Here is a 17,397-nt window from a genome sequence, read left to right on the forward strand (position 1 = left end):
TTATACTGTTATTTTACCTGTCAGTTCAGTATCATTCCCATGCAGTTTTCATTTAGCCATCTTTTGCTTTTCCTTTCGTTAACAGATGTTAACAACTGGTCGGCGGTGGCTGATGAAGCCAGTCCGGTTCTCCGGATACAAAACCAAACAACAGCAGCATCGGAAGCGGAATATAACGATGAGCCATACAACTAACCATCCTGAGTACAACTACACCGTTGTTCGCCAGTTTACCGTCATGACGATTGTCTGGGGAATTGTCGGCATGTCGGTTGGCGTACTGATCGCAGCCCAGTTGATCTGGCCTGCCCTCAACTTCGAGACCCCGTGGCTGACTTACAGTCGTCTGCGGCCCCTCCATACCAACGCAGTGATCTTCGCCTTCGGCGTCAGTGCACTGATGGCCACCTCGTTCTACGTGGTGCAGCGCACCTGTCAAACCAGACTGTTTGGTGGCCCGCTGGCAACCTTCGTCTTCTGGGGCTGGCAAGCAATCATCCTCTCTGCCGCCATCTCTCTGCCGCTGGGTTACACCTCCGCCAAAGAGTATGCCGAGCTGGAGTGGCCGATTGATATCGCCATCACTGTGGTATGGGTCGCCTATGCCATCGTCTTCTTCGGCACCCTGATGAAGCGCACCACCTCCCACATCTATGTGGCAAACTGGTTCTTCGGCGCCTTCATCATCACCGTTGCGGTGCTGCACATTGTCAACAACATGGAAGTGCCGCTCTCCGGCATGAAGTCCTACTCCATGTACTCCGGCGCCATGGACGCCATGGTGCAGTGGTGGTATGGCCACAACGCGGTAGGCTTCCTGCTGACCGCCGGCTTCCTGGGGATGATGTACTACTTCGTGCCCAAGCAGGCCGGTCGTCCGGTTTACTCCTATCGCCTCTCCATCGTGCACTTCTGGGCGTTGATCTCCCTCTATATCTGGGCCGGTCCGCATCACCTGCACTACACCGCACTGCCTGACTGGGCCCAGTCACTGGGCATGGTGATGTCCCTGATCCTGTTCGTACCCTCCTGGGGCGGTATGATCAACGGCATCATGACTCTCTCCGGTGCCTGGCACAAACTGCGTTATGACCCCATCCTGCGCTTCCTGATCGTCTCCCTCTCTTTCTACGGCATGTCGACCTTCGAAGGCCCGATGATGGCGATCAAAACCGTCAACGCCCTCTCCCACTACACCGACTGGACCGTTGGTCACGTGCACTCCGGTGCGCTGGGCTGGGTTGCCATGGTCTCCATCGGTGCGGTCTATCACCTGATCCCGAACCTGTTCGGTCAGGGCCGGATGTACAGCGTCAAGCTGATCAACGTTCACTTCTGGCTGGCGACCGTGGGCACCGTGCTCTACATCGTTGCCATGTGGATTTCCGGCGTGATGCAGGGCCTGATGTGGCGTGCAGTCAACGAAGACGGCACCCTGACCTACAGCTTCGTTGAAGCGCTGCAGGCATCCTATCCCTTCTATTTCGTGCGCTTCCTGGGAGGCTGCTTCTTCGTCACCGGCATGTTGCTGATGGCTTACAACGCCTATCGCACCATCACTGCGCCCAAAGGTTCTCTGGAACCTGTCGCCCAGCCAGCATGATTGAAGAGGTCAACCCATGAGCAACAATAACCGTCACGAAATATTTGAAAAAAGCGTTCCCATGCTGGTGGTCGGCATCATCTTTGCCATCAGTCTGGGGGGCCTGGTTGAAATCACCCCGCTGTTCTTCCAAAAGCAAACCACCGAGCCGGTGGAGGGCCTCAAGCCCTACACCGCTCTGCAGATGGAAGGGCGCGACATCTTCATTCGCGAAGGCTGCACCAACTGCCACAGCCAGATGATCCGTCCGTTCCGTGCCGAAACCGAGCGTTACGGTCACTACTCGGTCGCCGGTGAGAGCGTCTGGGAGCACCCCTTCCTGTGGGGCTCCAAGCGTACTGGTCCGGATCTGGCCCGTGTCGGTGGCCGTTACTCCGATGAGTGGCACAAGGTTCACCTGATCAACCCGCGCGATGTGGTACCGGAATCCAACATGCCCGCCTACCCCTGGCTTGATACCAATGTGCTGACCGGTGAGATGACGGCCAAGAAGCTGGCGCTGTTCCGCGATCACTTCGGTGTGCCCTATACCGATGCCGATATTCAGGGTGCTGGCGAAGCCGTCAAGGGCAAAACCGAGCTGGATGCGCTGGTGGCCTATCTGCAATCACTGGGTCATGCCCTGAAATAAGGAGGCGAAGATGGACTACGGCACATTTCGCGGTCTGTATACCCTGCTGTTGATGGCCATCATGATTGGCATCATCGTCTGGGCCTACAGCAAACGCCGCAAGACCTCTTTCGACGAGGCTGCCAATCTGGTTTTTGCCGATGATGAGCAACCCGGTGCTGATAAAAAGAACGCAGGAGCGAAACAATAATGAGCACTCTGTTTAGCATTTTTGTGACTGTCATCAGTCTGGGAACCATCCTCGGCTGCTTCTTGCTGCTGATGTGGTGCCGCAAGGACAAGATGGGTGTTGAAGAAGGCAAATCGATGGGTCACTCCTTCGATGGCATCGAGGAGATCAACAACCCGCTGCCGAAGTGGTGGACTTACATGTTCCTCTTCTTCATCGTCACCGGTCTGGTCTATCTGATCGCCTTCCCGGGGCTTGGCAACTTCAAAGGCCTGCTGGGCTGGCAAAGTTCCAACCAGGACGTGCGCTCGCTGGCCGAATCCAAGGCTGCAACCGAATCGGCCAAGGCTGAAGGTCGTGCGGTGGAGTATGACCGCGAGGTCGCCAAGGCTGACGAGATCTACGGCGCCAAGTTCCGTGAACTCACCTACGAAGCGGATGGCAAAACCTATCGTGCCATTACCGAGATCGCCAAGGATCCGGAAGCCCTCAAAGTGGGTCAGCGTCTGTTCCTGCAGAACTGCTCCCAGTGTCACGGCTCCGATGCCCGTGGTGGCCGCGGCTTCCCGAACCTGACCGACAGCGAATGGCAATGGGGCGGCCAGCCTGATCAAATCAAGACCACCATCATGGGCGGTCGTCAGGGGATCATGGCTGCCTGGGGTGAAATCCTCGGCAAAGATGGCGTTCAGGAAGTGGCCTCCTATGTGCTGAGCCTCTCCGGTCGCAAGGTCGACCTGGTGGAAGCGAAGAAAGGTGAAGCACGCTTTGCCATCTGCGCTGCCTGCCACGGGGCCGATGCCAAGGGCGGTGTTGCCGTCGGTGCGCCAGATCTGACCAACAACACCTGGCTCTACGGTGGCTCCCGCGAAGTGGTGGTGCAAACCATTACCCACGGTCGTCACGGCGTGATGCCAGCCTGGAAAGATATTCTGGGTGAGGACAAGGTTCACCTGCTGGCCTCCTACGTTTACAGCCTGTCTCATCAACAGTCTGCCAAATAAGGTTCGCCCGTAACGTTGTAACATGTGATAAACACGTGATTACACAGCAAAAAGCCTCGACTCCTCGAGGCTTTTTGTTATCTTGTGTTGCGTAAAAACCATCTTCCACGTTAATCATTCGTTTCATGGCAGTAGCAATCATGACCCAACCTCTCTCCAAACCGTGGTATCGCCAATTCTGGCCCTGGTTTATCATCGCCCTCCCCACTGCCGCCGTTGTCGGCAGCATCGCCACCGCCATCATCGCCAGCAAGGATGGGGTCAATCTGGTGGCCGAGGACTATTACAAACAAGGGAAAGAGATCAATCAGGACTTGAGCAAGTTTGACCGCTCCGAAGCGCTCAATATCCGCTTTGGGCTGGAAGTTGACGGCAACGAGCTGACCCTCAAACCTATCAGCGGTGACATTCCTGCCGGGCAAGCTCTCTATCTTTCATTGTTTCACCCGACCTTGGCCGGTCAGGACAGCGAACACATGATCACCGCCGATGCGAGCGGCACCTATCGCCTCCATTTCGACAAGCCGCTGGTCGGCAAGTGGCACATTCGGGTCGATGCCTTCGATCACCAGTGGCGATTGCAAGAGACCGTCCAGCTGCCCACCTTGGCCACTGTCGAACTCGACCCGAAAGGACGCTAAGCCATGACCGGCTGTTCTCACTGTGGCGAGCCGGTACTCGCCAGCGCACCTGCTGCTTGCATTCTGCATTCAGGGGGGCATCAATCATGACCCCCTGCTTTCACTGTGGCGAGCCGGTACCCGCCAATAGTGGCTATTCCCTCGAGATAAAGGGGATTGTTCGCCCCATGTGCTGCCCCGGTTGTCAGGCGGTGGCAGAAACCATCATGGAGTGCGGCCTCGCCAGTTACTACGATCACCGCACCGCTCCCGGCACCAAGGGGGATCTGGTGCCCGAGGAGCTGGCCGCCCTCACCCACTACGATCTGGCAGAAGTGCAACAGGAGTTTGTCACCGACAGCGGTACCCTTCGCGAAATCCAGCTGACAGTTGAAGGGCTCACCTGCGCCGCCTGTGCCTGGCTTATCGAACGCCACCTGATGACCCTTGGCGGCCTGCGCTACATCAACGTCAACACCACCACCCACCGGGCCCGCATCAAGTGGGATCCGGACCAGCTCTCCCTGAGTGACATCCTCAAGGGATTTGCCCAGATCGGCTATCGCGCCTATCCGTTCCAGACCCATCAACAGGAGGCGCTCTACGCCAAAGAGGTGCGCAGCTATATGTTCCGGCTGGCACTGGCAGGGCTTGGCTCAATGCAGGTGATGATGTGCGCCGTGGCCCTCTATATGGACCTATTCATCAGTGTTGAAGATGAGTTCATGGTGTACTTCAAGTGGATAAGCCTGCTGCTCTCCACCCCCATCATGATCTATTCAGCCCAACCCTTTTACGTGGGTGCCTGGCGCAGCCTGAAACAGGGCCACCTGTCGATGGATGTGTCGGTGTCGCTGGCGCTGATCGGGGCTTTTATCGCCTCCATGTGGGCCACCGTGTTCAATACCGGTGAGGTCTATTACGACTCCATCACCATGTTCGTCTTCTTCCTGCTGCTGGGGCGCTTTCTCGAGTTGCGGGCCCGGCGCAAGGCGTCGGAATCGAGCTCCAACCTAGCACGACTGGTGCCCATCATGGCGACCCGCATCGATGATGAAGGGGAGCATGAGGTTGCAGCCAAGACCTTGCAGGTCGGCGATCGCGTACGGGTGCTGGCCGGCGCCACCTTGCCGGCGGACGGCATCATTGTCGAAGGGCAAGCCAGCCTCAACGAATCCATGCTGACCGGTGAACAGCTGCCCCTGCTCAAACAGCGCGGTGATCAGGTCTATGCCGGCACCATCAACACGGATGCCCCGCTGCAGATCCGGGTCAGCCACCGTATCGAAGAGTCGCGGATCGCCCAGATCATGCGGCTGCAGGATCACGCCCTCGATGACAAACCGGCCATCGCCCAGATGGCGGATCAGCTGTCGCGCCACTTTATTCTGGTGCTGCTGATCATTGCCGCCGCGGTCTGGACTTTCTGGCACTTCCATCAACCGGATCAGGCGTTCTGGGTCACCCTCGCCGTGCTGGTTGCCACTTGCCCCTGTGCCCTGTCACTCGCGACCCCGACGGCACTGACCTCGGCCACCGCCAATCTGACCCGCAACGGCATTCTGCTGCGCCGTGGTCATGTGCTGGACGTGCTGACCAAGGCAAACCGGATCGTGATGGACAAGACCGGTACCCTGACCACAGGGGAGGTCAGTCTGACGCAGACTCAGGCGTTGGCCGACCTTGACGAGGCGCACTGCCTCGCCATCGCCCGGGCCATGGAGGCGCAATCCGAGCACCCCATAGCTCGCGCCTTCCGGCTGCCCGCCGACAGTATCAGTGTGCTGCCATCCGCCCGCGAGATCACCCCGGTCATCGGTCACGGCATCACAGCTATGGTGGATGGCGTACGCTACCGCATCGGCAGTGCCCGCTGGCTTGGGCTGGATCCGGCGCAAGAACGCGGCCGCGGTCTGGCTATCTATCTGGCCGACGAGCAGCAGGTCTTGGCCCGCTTCAATCTGGAAGATACCCTGCGCCCCGATGCTAGGGCGCTGATCGCGGCATTCAAGGCAGCAGGTCTGCAAACTACCGTGCTGACTGGCGACAGCTCTTTGCAGGCAGACGAGATTGCCCGCGAGCTGGGCGTGGATGAGCTGGTCAAGGGGGTCTCACCCGATGGCAAGCTGGCCTACCTCAAGGCCCGGGAAGCCCAAGGGGATATCAGCATCATGGTGGGCGATGGCATCAACGACGCCCCGGTACTGGCTGGCGCTCACGCCTCGTTTGCCATGGCTGGTGGCACCGATCTGGCGAAAAACAGCGCCGACGCCATCCTGCTGGCCGATGACCTGAGCCGACTGCTCGAGGCCAGAGTGCTGGCAATGCGTACCCGCAAGATCATCATCGAGAACTTCGCCTGGTCCATCGGTTACAACCTGCTGGTGCTGCCGCTCGCGGCCTGCGGCTGGCTGCCCCCCTATCTGGCGGCGGCGGGTATGTCGCTCAGCTCACTCATCGTGGTAACCAACTCCATGCGCCTCAACCGATGAGGCTGGTGGCGGAAAATAGCTGAAAATATGGCCTGCCTCCGATGCAGGCCACATTTCTCACTGATAGCGGCTGGCCCTCTGCCCGAACAGGGTTACCATAGGGGACGCTTGCCAAGGATGAACGCCAAGGTACCTCTCATGAATATAATTTTTGTCCTGATCCCCATCGCTATCCTGTTTGTGATCATCGCCGGGGTCGTCTTCTTCTGGGCCATTCGCTCCGAACAGTTTGAAGATCTCGACCGGCAGGGTTCCAACATCCTGTTTGACGAAGAGCAACCTGCCCACAAACCCGCAAAGCCTGCTGACCATGACCCACAACCTTGATCTGGCCGGCGCCCTGCTGGTCGGACTGGCAGGCTCTGCCCACTGTATCGGCATGTGCGGTGGCGTCTCCGCCGCGCTCTCCATGGCGATCCCCGCCAACAAACAGCACTTCTGGGGGCGGCTCGCCTATCTGCTCAACTACAACCTCGGCCGGATCCTGAGCTATGTCATTGCAGGTGCTCTGGTGGGCGGCCTGCTCGCCACCACCAGCGAGCTGGGCGCAGGCAAACACGCTATTGCCGGCTTACGCCTCGTGGCAGCGCTATTGATGATTGCGCTTGGCCTTTATCTGGCGGGCTGGTGGCAAGGGGTCTTGCTGCTGGAGCGGCTCGGCGCCAGACTTTGGCCCCGTATCAAACCGCTGGCGGGCAAATTTATCCCCTTCACCTCACCTGTGCAGGCACTGCCCTTTGGCATGGTGTGGGGTTGGCTCCCCTGCGGGCTGGTCTACTCCATGCTGACCTGGAGCGCGGCGGCGGGTTCGGCCAGTGGCGGGGCGCTCATCATGCTCTTTTTTGGCCTCGGCACCCTGCCCACCCTGTTCGCGCTCGGGGGGCTCGCCGATCGCCTGAGATACTGGCTCACCCTGCGCAGTTTGCGCCTTGGCGGGGCCCTGCTGCTCATTTTGTTCGGGGTACATACCTTCTGGATTGGCATTGCTTCCTTTTGAAACCCTATCCAAAACGGATGAGTTGATGGTAAACTTGTTTGATATAAATCAATTATTCGTATGAGCCTATGATCCCGGAAAAGAAACCTGGCAGACGTATCCAGAGCGGTGGCTGTGCAATTCATTGCCAGGATTGCAGCATCAGTCAGCTCTGTATTCCCTTCACTCTGAACGACAACGAGCTTGATCAGCTGGACAGCATCATCGAGCGCAAGAAGCCGATCCAGAAGGGTGAAGAGCTGTTTAAGGCTGGCGATGAGTTCAAATCGCTCTATGCCATCCGTTCCGGGACCATCAAGTCTTACACCATCACCGAGCAAGGGGATGAGCAGATCACTGCGTTCCACCTCGCTGGCGATCTGGTCGGTTTTGATGCCATCAACAAGCAGGCCCACCCCTCCTTCGCCCAGGCGCTGGAAACGGCCATGGTGTGCGAGATCCCCTTTGAAGTGCTGGACGATCTCTCCGGCAAGATGCCCAAACTGCGCCAGCAGATCATGCGTCTGATGAGCAGCGAAATCATGGGCGATCAGGAGATGATCCTGCTGCTCTCCAAGAAAAATGCTGAAGAGCGCCTCGCCGCCTTCCTGCACAATCTGTCGGTACGCTTCTCCGAGCGCGGTTTCTCCGCCAAGGAGTTCCGTCTCTCCATGACCCGTGGTGACATTGGCAACTATCTGGGTCTGACCGTCGAGACCATCAGTCGTCTGCTCGGCCGTTTCCAGAAGTCCGGTCTCATCAGCGTTAAAGGCAAATACATTACCGTGCTGGATCAGGTCGCCCTTGGCATGATGGCCGGAGCTACTCGCCCGCCCTGCGGCTGATTTTTTCGCTTACCCTCTCGCTTTTCTCCTGCTTTCCCTGCCGGATCCTTTCCTCTGGAATGTGATCCGGTACGTTCCCTATACCCTCCTCCTGCGCTAAGCTGTAATGGCTAAGATTCTGCTGTCATTGGACTTTTCCAAGGAGGAGAAGATGGTCAAATATCAGAATATTCTGGTGGTTATCAATCCAGAAGAGGAGCGTCAAATCGCCCTCGAACGGGCAGTCAAAGTCGCCGAGCTGGACGAAAACGCCCATCTGACCCTGCTGCTCACCATCTATGACTTCTCGTATGAAATGACTGCCATGCTCTCGGTGGACGAGCGGCAAGAGATGCGTGATGGCGTCATTTCACAGCGACGTGAGTGGCTGGACGAGATCCTGACCCCCTATCGGGCACAGGGGATAGAGTGCGAAGTGAAAGTGGTCTGGCACAATCGTCCCTTCGAGTGCGTGATCCAGGAGGTGCTGGAGCAGCGACACGATCTGGTGGTCAAAGCCACTCACCATCACAGCTTCCTGCAAACCTTCATCTTTACCCCCACCGACTGGCACCTGCTGCGCAAATGCCCCTGTCCGGTGCTGCTAGTCAAAGAGGGTCACTGGCAACGGGGCGGCAACATCATCGCCGCCATCAACTGCTCAAGCGACGATCCGGATCAGAAACTGCTCAACGAACGGATCACCCAGGAGGGGAGCGACATCGCCGAGCTGCTGGGCTCCAACCTTTATCTGGTCAACACCTACCCGGGCACCCCGGTCAACGTGGCCATCGAGCTGCCGGAGTTTGATCCCAACGCCTACAACGAGGCGATCCGCAAACACCACGAAAGCCTGCTGCTAAGCCATGCCGACAAGTTCGGGATCGGTCATCTCTGGACCCGGGTAGCTGAAGGACTACCGGAAGAGGTGTTGCCGGATATGGCCGAAGAGCTCAAGGCGCCCCTGATGATCATGGGCTGTGTCGGCCGTACCGGGCTTTCTGCTGCTCTGCTCGGCAATACCGCCGAACATGTGATTGACCGCCTCTCCTGCGACATCCTGATCCTCAAACCGGCGGACTACAGCTGTCCGGTCGACAGTCGTCGCAATCAATCATAAGGTGCCTGGCACCTTGCCCTCCCCCGGGACATGGCTATAATAACGCGCTTATTTGTGTCCCGGGTTTTACGAGCATGCTAGAAGAGCTGAACGCCAAAGAAAAATACAGTTTTAACAAACTGCAGAAGCGCCTGCGGCGCAACGTGGGTCAGGCCATTGCCGACTTCAACATGATTGAAGAGGGCGACAAGGTCATGGTCTGCCTCTCCGGCGGCAAGGACAGCTTCGGTATGCTCGACATACTGATGAGCCTCAAAGCCAGTGCCCCCATCCATTTCGATCTGGTTGCCGTCAACCTGGATCAGAAGCAGCCCGGTTTCCCCGAGCATGTGCTGCCCGAGTATCTGGATTCCCTCGGTATCGAGTACAAGATCGTCGAGGAAGATACCTATTCCATCGTCAAGGAGAAGGTACCGGAAGGCAAAACCACCTGCTCCCTCTGCTCACGGCTGCGCCGCGGTATTCTCTACCGCACCGCCCAGGAGCTGGGTTGCACCAAGATTGCCCTTGGCCACCACCGCGATGACATCCTTGAGACCCTGTTCCTCAACATGTTCTACGGTGGCAAGCTCAAGTCCATGCCGCCCAAGCTGGTGAGCGACGATGGCAAGAACGTGGTGATCCGCCCGCTGGCCTACTGCAAAGAGAAGGATCTGATCCGCTACGCCGACGTCAAAGCCTTCCCCATCATTCCGTGCAACCTGTGCGGCTCGCAGGAAAACCTGCAGCGTCAGGCCATCAAGCAGATGATGCAGGATTGGGATCGCCGCTTCCCCGGTCGTATCGAAACCATGTTCACCGCCATTCAGGACGTGATCCCGAGCCACCTGCTCGACCACAAGCTGTTTGACTTCAAGAGCATCAATCGCGACTCCGGCATCATCGATGGTGGCGACAAGGCGTTTGATCCGCCCGAGATGCCAAAGGCGCCGCTGCTGGATATCGACGAGATGGACATGCTGGATGTGATTGAAGTGCGCTAAGCCGCGCTCACAGGGCACACGCCACGCAATAAAAAAGGAGCGATGATCGCTCCTTTTTTGCTTTCTTTATCTGCCTGTTACCAACGTGACAACACCATCGGCATCAGCCCTTGTGCAACCAGGGGGTCAGTCGCAGCACGTCACCCTGCAGGCGCAGTTGCCCGGCAGCGAACGCGGCCAGTTGCTCATTGCTAAGCAACAGATGGCCTTCCACCCAGGGCAGCGCTTCCTGACGGGCGCCATCAATCAGATAAGCTGTTCCGCTCTGCTGCACCAGGGTAATGCGTACCCCTTCCATCTTCGGCAGGAAGTGCTTGCCGACCATGCCCGCCATCTTGTCGAGCAGCGACTGCATCTGCTGCTGACGGGCCGCCAGCTCGGCCAAGGGCAGCTCGGGCCCGTTCGGTGCGTCGGCCATAACCTGTACCGTCATATCGCAAGTGGCGTGCTCTTCTTTCAGGCCGACGGTCACGATCCCCTTGTCGAGGTTGAGATCCTCATCAAAAGGCAGGCGCAGTTCGCTATCGACCGTTACCTCGCCCGCCACTTCCTTGCTGTCGGTTGCAACCCGGGCAAAGGTGAGGCCGCAGCGCTGACCATTTTGCGGATCGGTCAGATAAAACCCCAGTCTGGCGTGACCAAACGCCCCTTTGGCAAAGGTCTTCATCTGGCTGTAGAAGGTGCTGTATTGCAGATCCAGCACCGGCTCAGCCAGCACCAGCCCTGGCAGCAAGAGCGTGGCCAGCAGACTCTGGCGCACAGCCTTGGTCACTCCATATCGACGGGTCATTCAACATCCTTTTGCATTATGCATTGAAATGGTTGGGGCCTTCTGTCACCTCGTTAACCTCTACCCCCACCCCGCAGAGATCCCGATAGAGGATCCCCTTGCAGTTGAAATAGAGCGGTGCCACCCAGATAAGCCCCAACCCCATGGGGATCAGAGCCAGGAAGAAGAGCGCGGTCATCACGCCGTGGAACAGCACAATGCTGGGCCAGCCGCGCGCAAAGAGTTTGAGAGAAACCAGAATGGCCTGGGGCGGTGTCAGGCCGCGCTCAAGCACCAGCGGCACGGTAAAGAGCAGCCCCATGCCGATCAGGGCCGAGGGGATGAAAGAGAGTACGGCGGGTAATCCCAGCAGATCGAACAGCGGACCAAACAGGCTGGTGAGCAGACTGCCAAGCAGGCTCAGCATGCCGAGGCGTACAAAGTGGCGGAAGAAGTCGAACACCTGGTTGGCCCGGGCGCGCACCCCGACCGACTGCTGCAACCCCAGCATATCGAGGGAGCTGGTCATGGGAGCCATCACCACCGTCATCAACAGGCTCAGCACCATGGCCACATTCATCTGGCTGTCATCCCCCAGATAGGGCAACAGCAGCACATTGCTTAGCAGGATCCAGATCGCCGTCACCCCGACAATCGCCAGCAGCAGGCCAAATCCGGTACGGCGGGTCTGTTGCCATCCCTCCTGGATGACCCCTTTCAGATCAAGGCGGTAGCCCTGGTTCAGAGACTGCTCAAGGGAGCCGCCAATACGCATTTTATTACTCAATTGACTATCCAATATCGAAAACGACCAAATCAGGTGGCACATTATAGCGATTTGGTCTGCTATTCGTAGCCGTTTTTCCTGCGCACTTGCGGCTAATTCGGGCCAAAAAGCCTTTAATTTCATGTGTCGGCTGCATAGAATGCGGCCCTCTTTCAACACGATGGCCACTGGCTGGGGTGAGACTGGCGGATGATGAACAATCCACAGGTAATTGTCGCGCTGAACAAGATCAGCAAAAAATACGATGGCAAGGTGATCCTGAGTGACCTTGACCTTGAAATCTATGACGGTGAATTTCTTACCCTGCTGGGCCCCTCCGGCTGTGGCAAGACCACCCTGCTGCGCCTGCTGGCCGGGCTCGAATCGGTCGATGGTGGCTCCATCCATCTGGCCGGTGACGAGATCACCCATATCCCCGCCGAACACAGGCACATCAACACCGTGTTCCAGAGCTATGCGCTCTTCCCCCATATGACGGTGTTTGAAAACGTCGCCTTTGGCCTCGAGATGCAGAAAGTACCGGCCAGCGAGATCCGCCAGCGGGTCGAGGAGACCCTCGCCATGGTGCAGCTCACCGAGCTGGCCAACCGCCGCCCGGATCAGCTCTCCGGCGGTCAGCAACAACGGGTCGCCATTGCCCGCGCCGTGGTCAACAAGCCGCGCCTGCTGCTGCTCGACGAATCCCTCTCGGCGCTCGACTACAAGCTGCGCAAACAGATGCAGAGCGAGCTCAAGGCGCTGCAACGTCGCCTTGGCATCACCTTTGTCTTCGTCACCCATGATCAGGAAGAGGCGCTCACCATGTCTGATCGCATCCTGGTGATGGAGGGGGGCCAAATCATCCAGCGCGGCACCCCGCGCGATATCTACGAATCGCCAGCCAACCTGTTCGTGGCCCGCTTTATCGGCGAGATCAACGTGATGGATGGCAAGCTGATCAATCAGCGTGAACCCGGTATCTGGCAGGCTGAGGTAGAGGGGCGCGAATGCCTGCTTCATACCTCCTTGCCATTCCAGCCAGAGGACAAGGTGCTGGTTCTGCTGCGCCCGGAAGATCTGCGCATCCTCGATCAGGATGACGATCAGAGCGGTGCGCTGCGGGGCAATATCCGCGAGCGCAACTACAAGGGGGCGACGCTGGATTCGGTGATCGAGCTCGAAAGTGGCAAACAGCTGCTTATCTCCGAGTTCTTCGACGAGGATGACCCCGACTTTGACTACCGTCTGGGTCAGGAGGTGGCGATCCACTGGGTCGACAGCTGGGAGGTGGTGCTGCCCTATGAGCCTCACTAATCTGCGGGTACCGCACAGCTTTGCCCACAACGGCTTTCGCAACGGGGCCATCGCGCTGATCCTGGGCTGGCTGACGCTGTTTGTCTTCCTGCCCAACCTGATGATCATCGGTGTCAGCTTCCTCACCCGTGACGAGTCCGAGCTTATCGCACCGCTCTTTACCCTGAGCAACTATGGCCGCCTGCTGGACCCCCTCTATTTCGAGGTGCTGCTCCACTCCCTCTGGCTGGCGCTGCTCGCCACAAGCATCTGCTTGCTGGTGGGTTACCCCTTTGCCTGGCTGCTGGCCCATCTGCCAGCGCGTATCCGCCCGCTGCTGCTGTTTCTGGTGGTGGTGCCGTTCTGGACCAACTCCCTGATCCGCACCTATGCGCTTAAAGTGCTGCTCGGCACCCGGGGGCTGCTCAATGGCTGGCTGCTGGATCTGGGGCTTATCGAGCGGCCGCTGCAGATGATGTATACCGAGGTGGCCGTCATCATCGGGCTGGTCTATGTGCTGCTCCCCTTTATGGTGCTGCCGCTCTACTCCAGCATCGAGAAGCTGGATGGCCGTTTGCTGGAGGCGGCGCGAGATCTCGGCGCCAACGGCTGGCAGCGGCTGGTGCGGATCATTCTGCCTCTCACCCTGCCCGGCATCATCGCCGGTTGTCTACTGGTGTTCCTGCCCGCCATGGGGATGTTCTACGTCTCCGACTTGCTGGGGGGCGCCAAGCACCTGCTGATCGGCAACCTGATCAAGACCCAGTTCCTCAACAGCCGTGACTGGCCCTTTGGCGCCGCCATCAGCGTGATGCTGACGGTGCTGATGGCGCTCTTGGTCTACTGCTACTGGCGGGCGGGTAAGCTATTGAGCAAGAAGGGGGAGCTGGCATGATGCGCGCACTGAAAGCTCTGTTCCTGCTGCTGGTGTTTGGCTATCTCTATGTGCCCATCGGGGTGCTGATCGCCAACTCTTTCAACCTGTCGAAATATGGTATCGACTGGCGCGGCTTTACCCTTGGCTGGTATGAGAAGCTGTTTGCCAGCGCCAGCCTGATGCAGGCGGCCCAACACTCCCTGACTATCGCCGCCCTCACCGCCACCGCGGCCACCCTGATCGGCACCCTCACCGCCGTGGCGCTGTTTCGCTACCGTTTTCGCGGCAAGCAGTACGTGAGCGGCATGCTGTTCGTGGTGATGATGTCCCCCGATATCGTGATGGCCATTTCGCTCCTGACCCTGTTTGTAGTGACCGGCATTGCGCTCGGCTTCTGGTCGCTGCTGATCGCCCACATCACCTTCTGCCTGCCGTTCGTGGTGATCACCGTCTACTCGCGGCTGTGCGGTTTTGATGTGCGGATGCTGGAAGCCGCGCGGGATCTGGGGGCTGGCGAGTGGATTATCCTGCGCCGCATCATACTGCCGCTGGCCCTGCCGGCGGTGATGGCGGGCTGGCTGCTCTCCTTTACCCTGTCGCTGGACGACGTGGTAGTGAGCTCCTTTGTTACCGGCCCGGCCTACGAGATCCTGCCGCTCAAGATCTACTCCATGGTCAAGGTGGGCGTCTCCCCCGAGGTCAACGCCCTGGCCACCCTGATGCTGGTCGCCTCCCTCGGGATGGTGCTGCTGGCGCAACTGTTACTGCGTAAACGGCAGGGTTGACCCTGCCCGTTTCGTCCCCGCCATCTTTGGCGAACTCTGTCACGGTGGGCCGCAAGGCCCCATAACCCCAAGGAGTTGTTGATGACAATCCAACACAAGGCCGGCGCCCTGCTGGCAGCCGCCCTCACCCTCACCACCCCGCTGCTGAGCCAGAGCGCTCACGCGGCCGATGACAAGGTGGTCTACTTCTACAACTGGTCGGAATATGTGCCGGACGGCCTGCTGGAGCAGTTCCAGCAAGAGACCGGCATCAAGGTGATCTACTCCACCTACGAAGCCAACGAGACCCTCTACGCCAAGCTGAAAACCCATGGCGACGGCTATGACGTGGTGGTGCCCAGCACCTATTTCATCTCGAAAATGGCCAAAGAGGGGATGCTGCAGCCGCTGGATCGCGCCCAGCTGCCCAACTTCAAGCACCTCGACCCTACCCTGCTCAACCACGAGTACGACCCGGACAACCGCTACTCCATCCCCTATATCTGGGGCGCAACCGGGATCGGCACCAACACCGACATCATCGAGCAGCCGGTCACCAGCTGGAAGCAGCTCTGGGCGCCGGAGTGGAAAGAGAGCCTGCTGCTGATGGACGATGCCCGCGAGGTGTTCCATATCGCGCTGGTGCAGCTGGGTTACAGCCCCAATACTCAAGACAAGGCGCAGATCGCCGAAGCGTTCGAATACCTGAAAAAGCTGATGCCCAACGTCAAGGCGTTCAACTCCGACAACCCGGCCGATCCCTTTATCGCCGGTGAGGTCAATATCGGCATGCTGTGGAACGGCTCGGCCTATGGCGCCCAGCGCGAATACCCCTCCATCCAGATGACCTATCCCGATGAGGGGGCGGTACTGTGGATGGACAACCTCGCCATCCCGGCCAAGGCCAAGCATGTGAAAGAGGCCCACGCCCTGATCAACTTCCTGATGCGCCCCGATGTGGCCGCCAAGGTGGCCGAGGCGATTGGCTACCCCACGCCGGTCAAGGATGCCATTCCCCTGCTCACCCCGGCGTTTCGCAACAACCCCATGGTCTTCCCGAGCGACGAGATCAAGCGCAAGGGCGAATTCCAGTCCGATGTGGGTGATGCCTCCCGCCTCTACGAGCAGTACTTCCTGCAGCTTAAAGCCATGGTGGCCAAGGCCGGTTAAGTCGGCGGTTAATCGACCCTCTGACGGGCTTAATGGATAAAGGGGGCAATATTTGCCCCCTTCTCTTTTTAACCACCAGCGCAATTTTTAAGCACAACAGTCATAGACACTGAGAGGCACAGGCGCGCATCGATTAACAGCAAAATATATAGATAGTCATCTTTAAGCCAGACAGACCACAATTTTTGTAAGTGCTCCACTGCAGCCGGCTTCAGAGCAAATTTGTAGGGAAATATGAGGGGGGCGATGTATTTCTCCATTTAGAAGGGAGGAACTCATAGCGACCCCACTGTGGAGATATAGGCAAAACGGATGTGTTTATGGGGAATAACTGTGCAATTTTATCGAAACAGCTAACGTCCGATTACGATTCGCTAATCTAACTAACAGTCTTTATACCCTCTTTTCATAGGACAAATTATTATTTAGTGGATCGCCATATGCACTCTCTAAAACAGTATTTTGTTTAGCGCTTGACATTTTGTCCTCCATAACGAATTTAAAATTAACTATCGATGGTAGCGGTTTATTATGAACTTTATAGTTACGTCTATATGTATTTACTTCTCTTTGATTCAGTCGCTTACAAACAACACCACCTTTTAATTTTTTAAGACCAACATCTGGTCGGCATGAAATATTTACACTCCCCAGTTTTAACTCACTCCAATTGCTGTGTGCTGAAGATAAAAAATACCCTTGACGATTATGTTGATCTGAAGGGTTAGCTTTCAAATTAGCCTCCAACTCGGAACCTGCCTTCACTATAAAATAGCCAACAGAATCTAACACCCAATTACATCGGTCAGGCAATAAATAGTCTTTTGACACTTTTACACTGAATCTGTTTGATTGATATTTCTTAATGGGGTTATCTATTTGCCATCCCCTGAGTCTAGTATTTGCAGGTATAACACCGAACGCATAAAAAGTTTTGCTGCAAGTAGAGTCAGTTTTATTAGATGCAATGAAAGTACTATGAACAGCTAATTGATAGCCCTTATCAAAAGGAAACTCACCCTGAATAGTAAACAATTCTGTTGGGGTGGGATTAATCTCTGGCTCAATATAGGGCTCTTTAAGCCACCAGTACCACCCTCCGCCTATCACGGCCAAAGCTACAAAACCCGATATCAGTTTGGTTTTATTTTTGATATTGCTTGAGTTTCCCTTTTCATCATCCATTGATCACCTCTTTATTTTCCTTAACCTACTTCCTACCTTTCCTTAAGACTCTCAATTTCGCTGAGTTTCACTCCCCTTCTCTTAGTAAACAACATGGCTACTGCATATATATTTCCAACTACCTACATGCTGTTTTATAACCGGATTAAAG

18 protein-coding genes are annotated in these 17,397 nt (G+C 57.2%); 15 read left to right on the top strand and 3 right to left on the bottom strand.

Annotated elements, in window-relative coordinates:
* Window positions 1-178 precede the first annotated feature (178 nt).
* From ccoN to ttcA, 11 genes are all read left to right on the top strand, one after another.
* Window positions 179-1,603, top strand: a complete 1,425-nt coding sequence (gene ccoN / locus AB5Y83_RS12810; protein WP_005336616.1) for a cytochrome-c oxidase, cbb3-type subunit I — start codon at window positions 179-181, stop codon at window positions 1,601-1,603.
* Between the two features lie 16 nt (window positions 1,604-1,619).
* On the top strand, window positions 1,620-2,234 hold the full coding sequence (ccoO, locus tag AB5Y83_RS12815) for a cytochrome-c oxidase, cbb3-type subunit II (protein WP_005336618.1): 615 nt from the start codon (window positions 1,620-1,622) through the stop codon (window positions 2,232-2,234).
* A gap of 10 nt (window positions 2,235-2,244) precedes the next feature.
* The gene (locus tag AB5Y83_RS12820; protein ID WP_005336620.1) at window positions 2,245-2,424 is read left to right on the top strand and encodes a CcoQ/FixQ family Cbb3-type cytochrome c oxidase assembly chaperone; all 180 of its coding nucleotides are present in this window, start codon (window positions 2,245-2,247) and stop codon (window positions 2,422-2,424) included.
* Window positions 2,424-3,407 carry a cytochrome-c oxidase, cbb3-type subunit III gene (ccoP, locus tag AB5Y83_RS12825; protein ID WP_019446377.1) on the top strand — a complete coding sequence of 328 codons (984 nt, stop codon included), beginning with the start codon at window positions 2,424-2,426 and terminating at the stop codon, window positions 3,405-3,407. The genes AB5Y83_RS12820 and ccoP overlap by 1 nt, the downstream gene beginning before the upstream one ends.
* A 140-nt stretch (window positions 3,408-3,547) precedes the next feature.
* Window positions 3,548-4,048: a FixH family protein gene (locus AB5Y83_RS12830; RefSeq protein WP_139459373.1), complete on the top strand. Its 501-nt coding sequence runs from the start codon at window positions 3,548-3,550 to the stop codon at window positions 4,046-4,048.
* Between the two features lie 86 nt (window positions 4,049-4,134).
* Complete coding sequence (locus tag AB5Y83_RS12835; RefSeq protein ID WP_368175280.1) at window positions 4,135-6,519, top strand: heavy metal translocating P-type ATPase; 2,385 nt, start codon at window positions 4,135-4,137, stop codon at window positions 6,517-6,519.
* A 138-nt stretch (window positions 6,520-6,657) separates the two neighbouring features.
* Window positions 6,658-6,846 (top strand): cbb3-type cytochrome oxidase assembly protein CcoS, encoded by a 189-nt coding sequence (gene ccoS / locus AB5Y83_RS12840; protein WP_081990675.1) that lies wholly within the window; start codon window positions 6,658-6,660, stop codon window positions 6,844-6,846.
* A complete protein-coding gene (locus AB5Y83_RS12845) occupies window positions 6,830-7,516 on the top strand; it encodes a sulfite exporter TauE/SafE family protein (RefSeq protein ID WP_204477068.1) in 687 nt (228 codons plus the stop codon). Before ccoS ends, AB5Y83_RS12845 begins: the two co-directional genes overlap by 17 nt.
* Window positions 7,517-7,584: 68 nt before the next feature.
* Window positions 7,585-8,340: an FNR family transcription factor gene (locus tag AB5Y83_RS12850; protein ID WP_005351934.1), complete on the top strand. Its 756-nt coding sequence runs from the start codon at window positions 7,585-7,587 to the stop codon at window positions 8,338-8,340.
* Between the two features lie 151 nt (window positions 8,341-8,491).
* Window positions 8,492-9,439 (top strand): universal stress protein UspE, encoded by a 948-nt coding sequence (gene uspE, locus AB5Y83_RS12855; protein WP_368175281.1) that lies wholly within the window; start codon window positions 8,492-8,494, stop codon window positions 9,437-9,439.
* A 74-nt stretch (window positions 9,440-9,513) separates the two neighbouring features.
* Complete coding sequence (gene ttcA, locus AB5Y83_RS12860) at window positions 9,514-10,422, top strand: tRNA 2-thiocytidine(32) synthetase TtcA (protein ID WP_005336634.1); 909 nt, start codon at window positions 9,514-9,516, stop codon at window positions 10,420-10,422.
* 103 nt (window positions 10,423-10,525) lie between these two features.
* Here the strand turns inward: ttcA and AB5Y83_RS12865 are convergent, their stop codons facing one another.
* A complete protein-coding gene (locus tag AB5Y83_RS12865; RefSeq protein WP_368175282.1) occupies window positions 10,526-11,212 on the bottom strand; it encodes a DUF2987 domain-containing protein in 687 nt (228 codons plus the stop codon).
* Window positions 11,213-11,228: 16 nt separating this feature from the next.
* On the bottom strand, window positions 11,229-11,966 hold the full coding sequence (locus AB5Y83_RS12870; RefSeq protein ID WP_005351939.1) for a hypothetical protein: 738 nt from the start codon (window positions 11,964-11,966) through the stop codon (window positions 11,229-11,231).
* 201 nt (window positions 11,967-12,167) lie between these two features.
* Here AB5Y83_RS12870 and potA point away from each other — a divergent pair, with 201 nt between their 5' ends.
* The 4 genes from potA to AB5Y83_RS12890 all read left to right on the top strand — a co-directional run bounded on the left by potA (window position 12,168) and on the right by AB5Y83_RS12890 (window position 16,061).
* Window positions 12,168-13,271 (top strand): spermidine/putrescine ABC transporter ATP-binding protein PotA, encoded by a 1,104-nt coding sequence (gene potA / locus AB5Y83_RS12875; protein ID WP_231720766.1) that lies wholly within the window; start codon window positions 12,168-12,170, stop codon window positions 13,269-13,271.
* Complete coding sequence (gene potB, locus AB5Y83_RS12880) at window positions 13,258-14,145, top strand: spermidine/putrescine ABC transporter permease PotB (protein WP_257725071.1); 888 nt, start codon at window positions 13,258-13,260, stop codon at window positions 14,143-14,145. Before potA ends, potB begins: the two co-directional genes overlap by 14 nt.
* Window positions 14,142-14,912: a spermidine/putrescine ABC transporter permease PotC gene (gene potC / locus AB5Y83_RS12885; protein ID WP_005336644.1), complete on the top strand. Its 771-nt coding sequence runs from the start codon at window positions 14,142-14,144 to the stop codon at window positions 14,910-14,912. Before potB ends, potC begins: the two co-directional genes overlap by 4 nt.
* 81 nt (window positions 14,913-14,993) lie before the next feature.
* The gene (locus AB5Y83_RS12890; protein ID WP_368175283.1) at window positions 14,994-16,061 is read left to right on the top strand and encodes an extracellular solute-binding protein; all 1,068 of its coding nucleotides are present in this window, start codon (window positions 14,994-14,996) and stop codon (window positions 16,059-16,061) included.
* A 393-nt stretch (window positions 16,062-16,454) separates the two neighbouring features.
* On the opposite strand, the gene AB5Y83_RS12895 is transcribed toward AB5Y83_RS12890, so the two are convergent.
* Window positions 16,455-17,246, bottom strand: a complete 792-nt coding sequence (locus tag AB5Y83_RS12895; RefSeq protein WP_368175284.1) for a hypothetical protein — start codon at window positions 17,244-17,246, stop codon at window positions 16,455-16,457.
* Between the last annotated feature and the right edge of the window lie 151 nt (window positions 17,247-17,397).

Source organism: Aeromonas sp. R5-4 (assembly GCF_040908215.1).
Taxonomy (GTDB): Bacteria; Pseudomonadota; Gammaproteobacteria; order Enterobacterales; family Aeromonadaceae; genus Aeromonas; species Aeromonas veronii.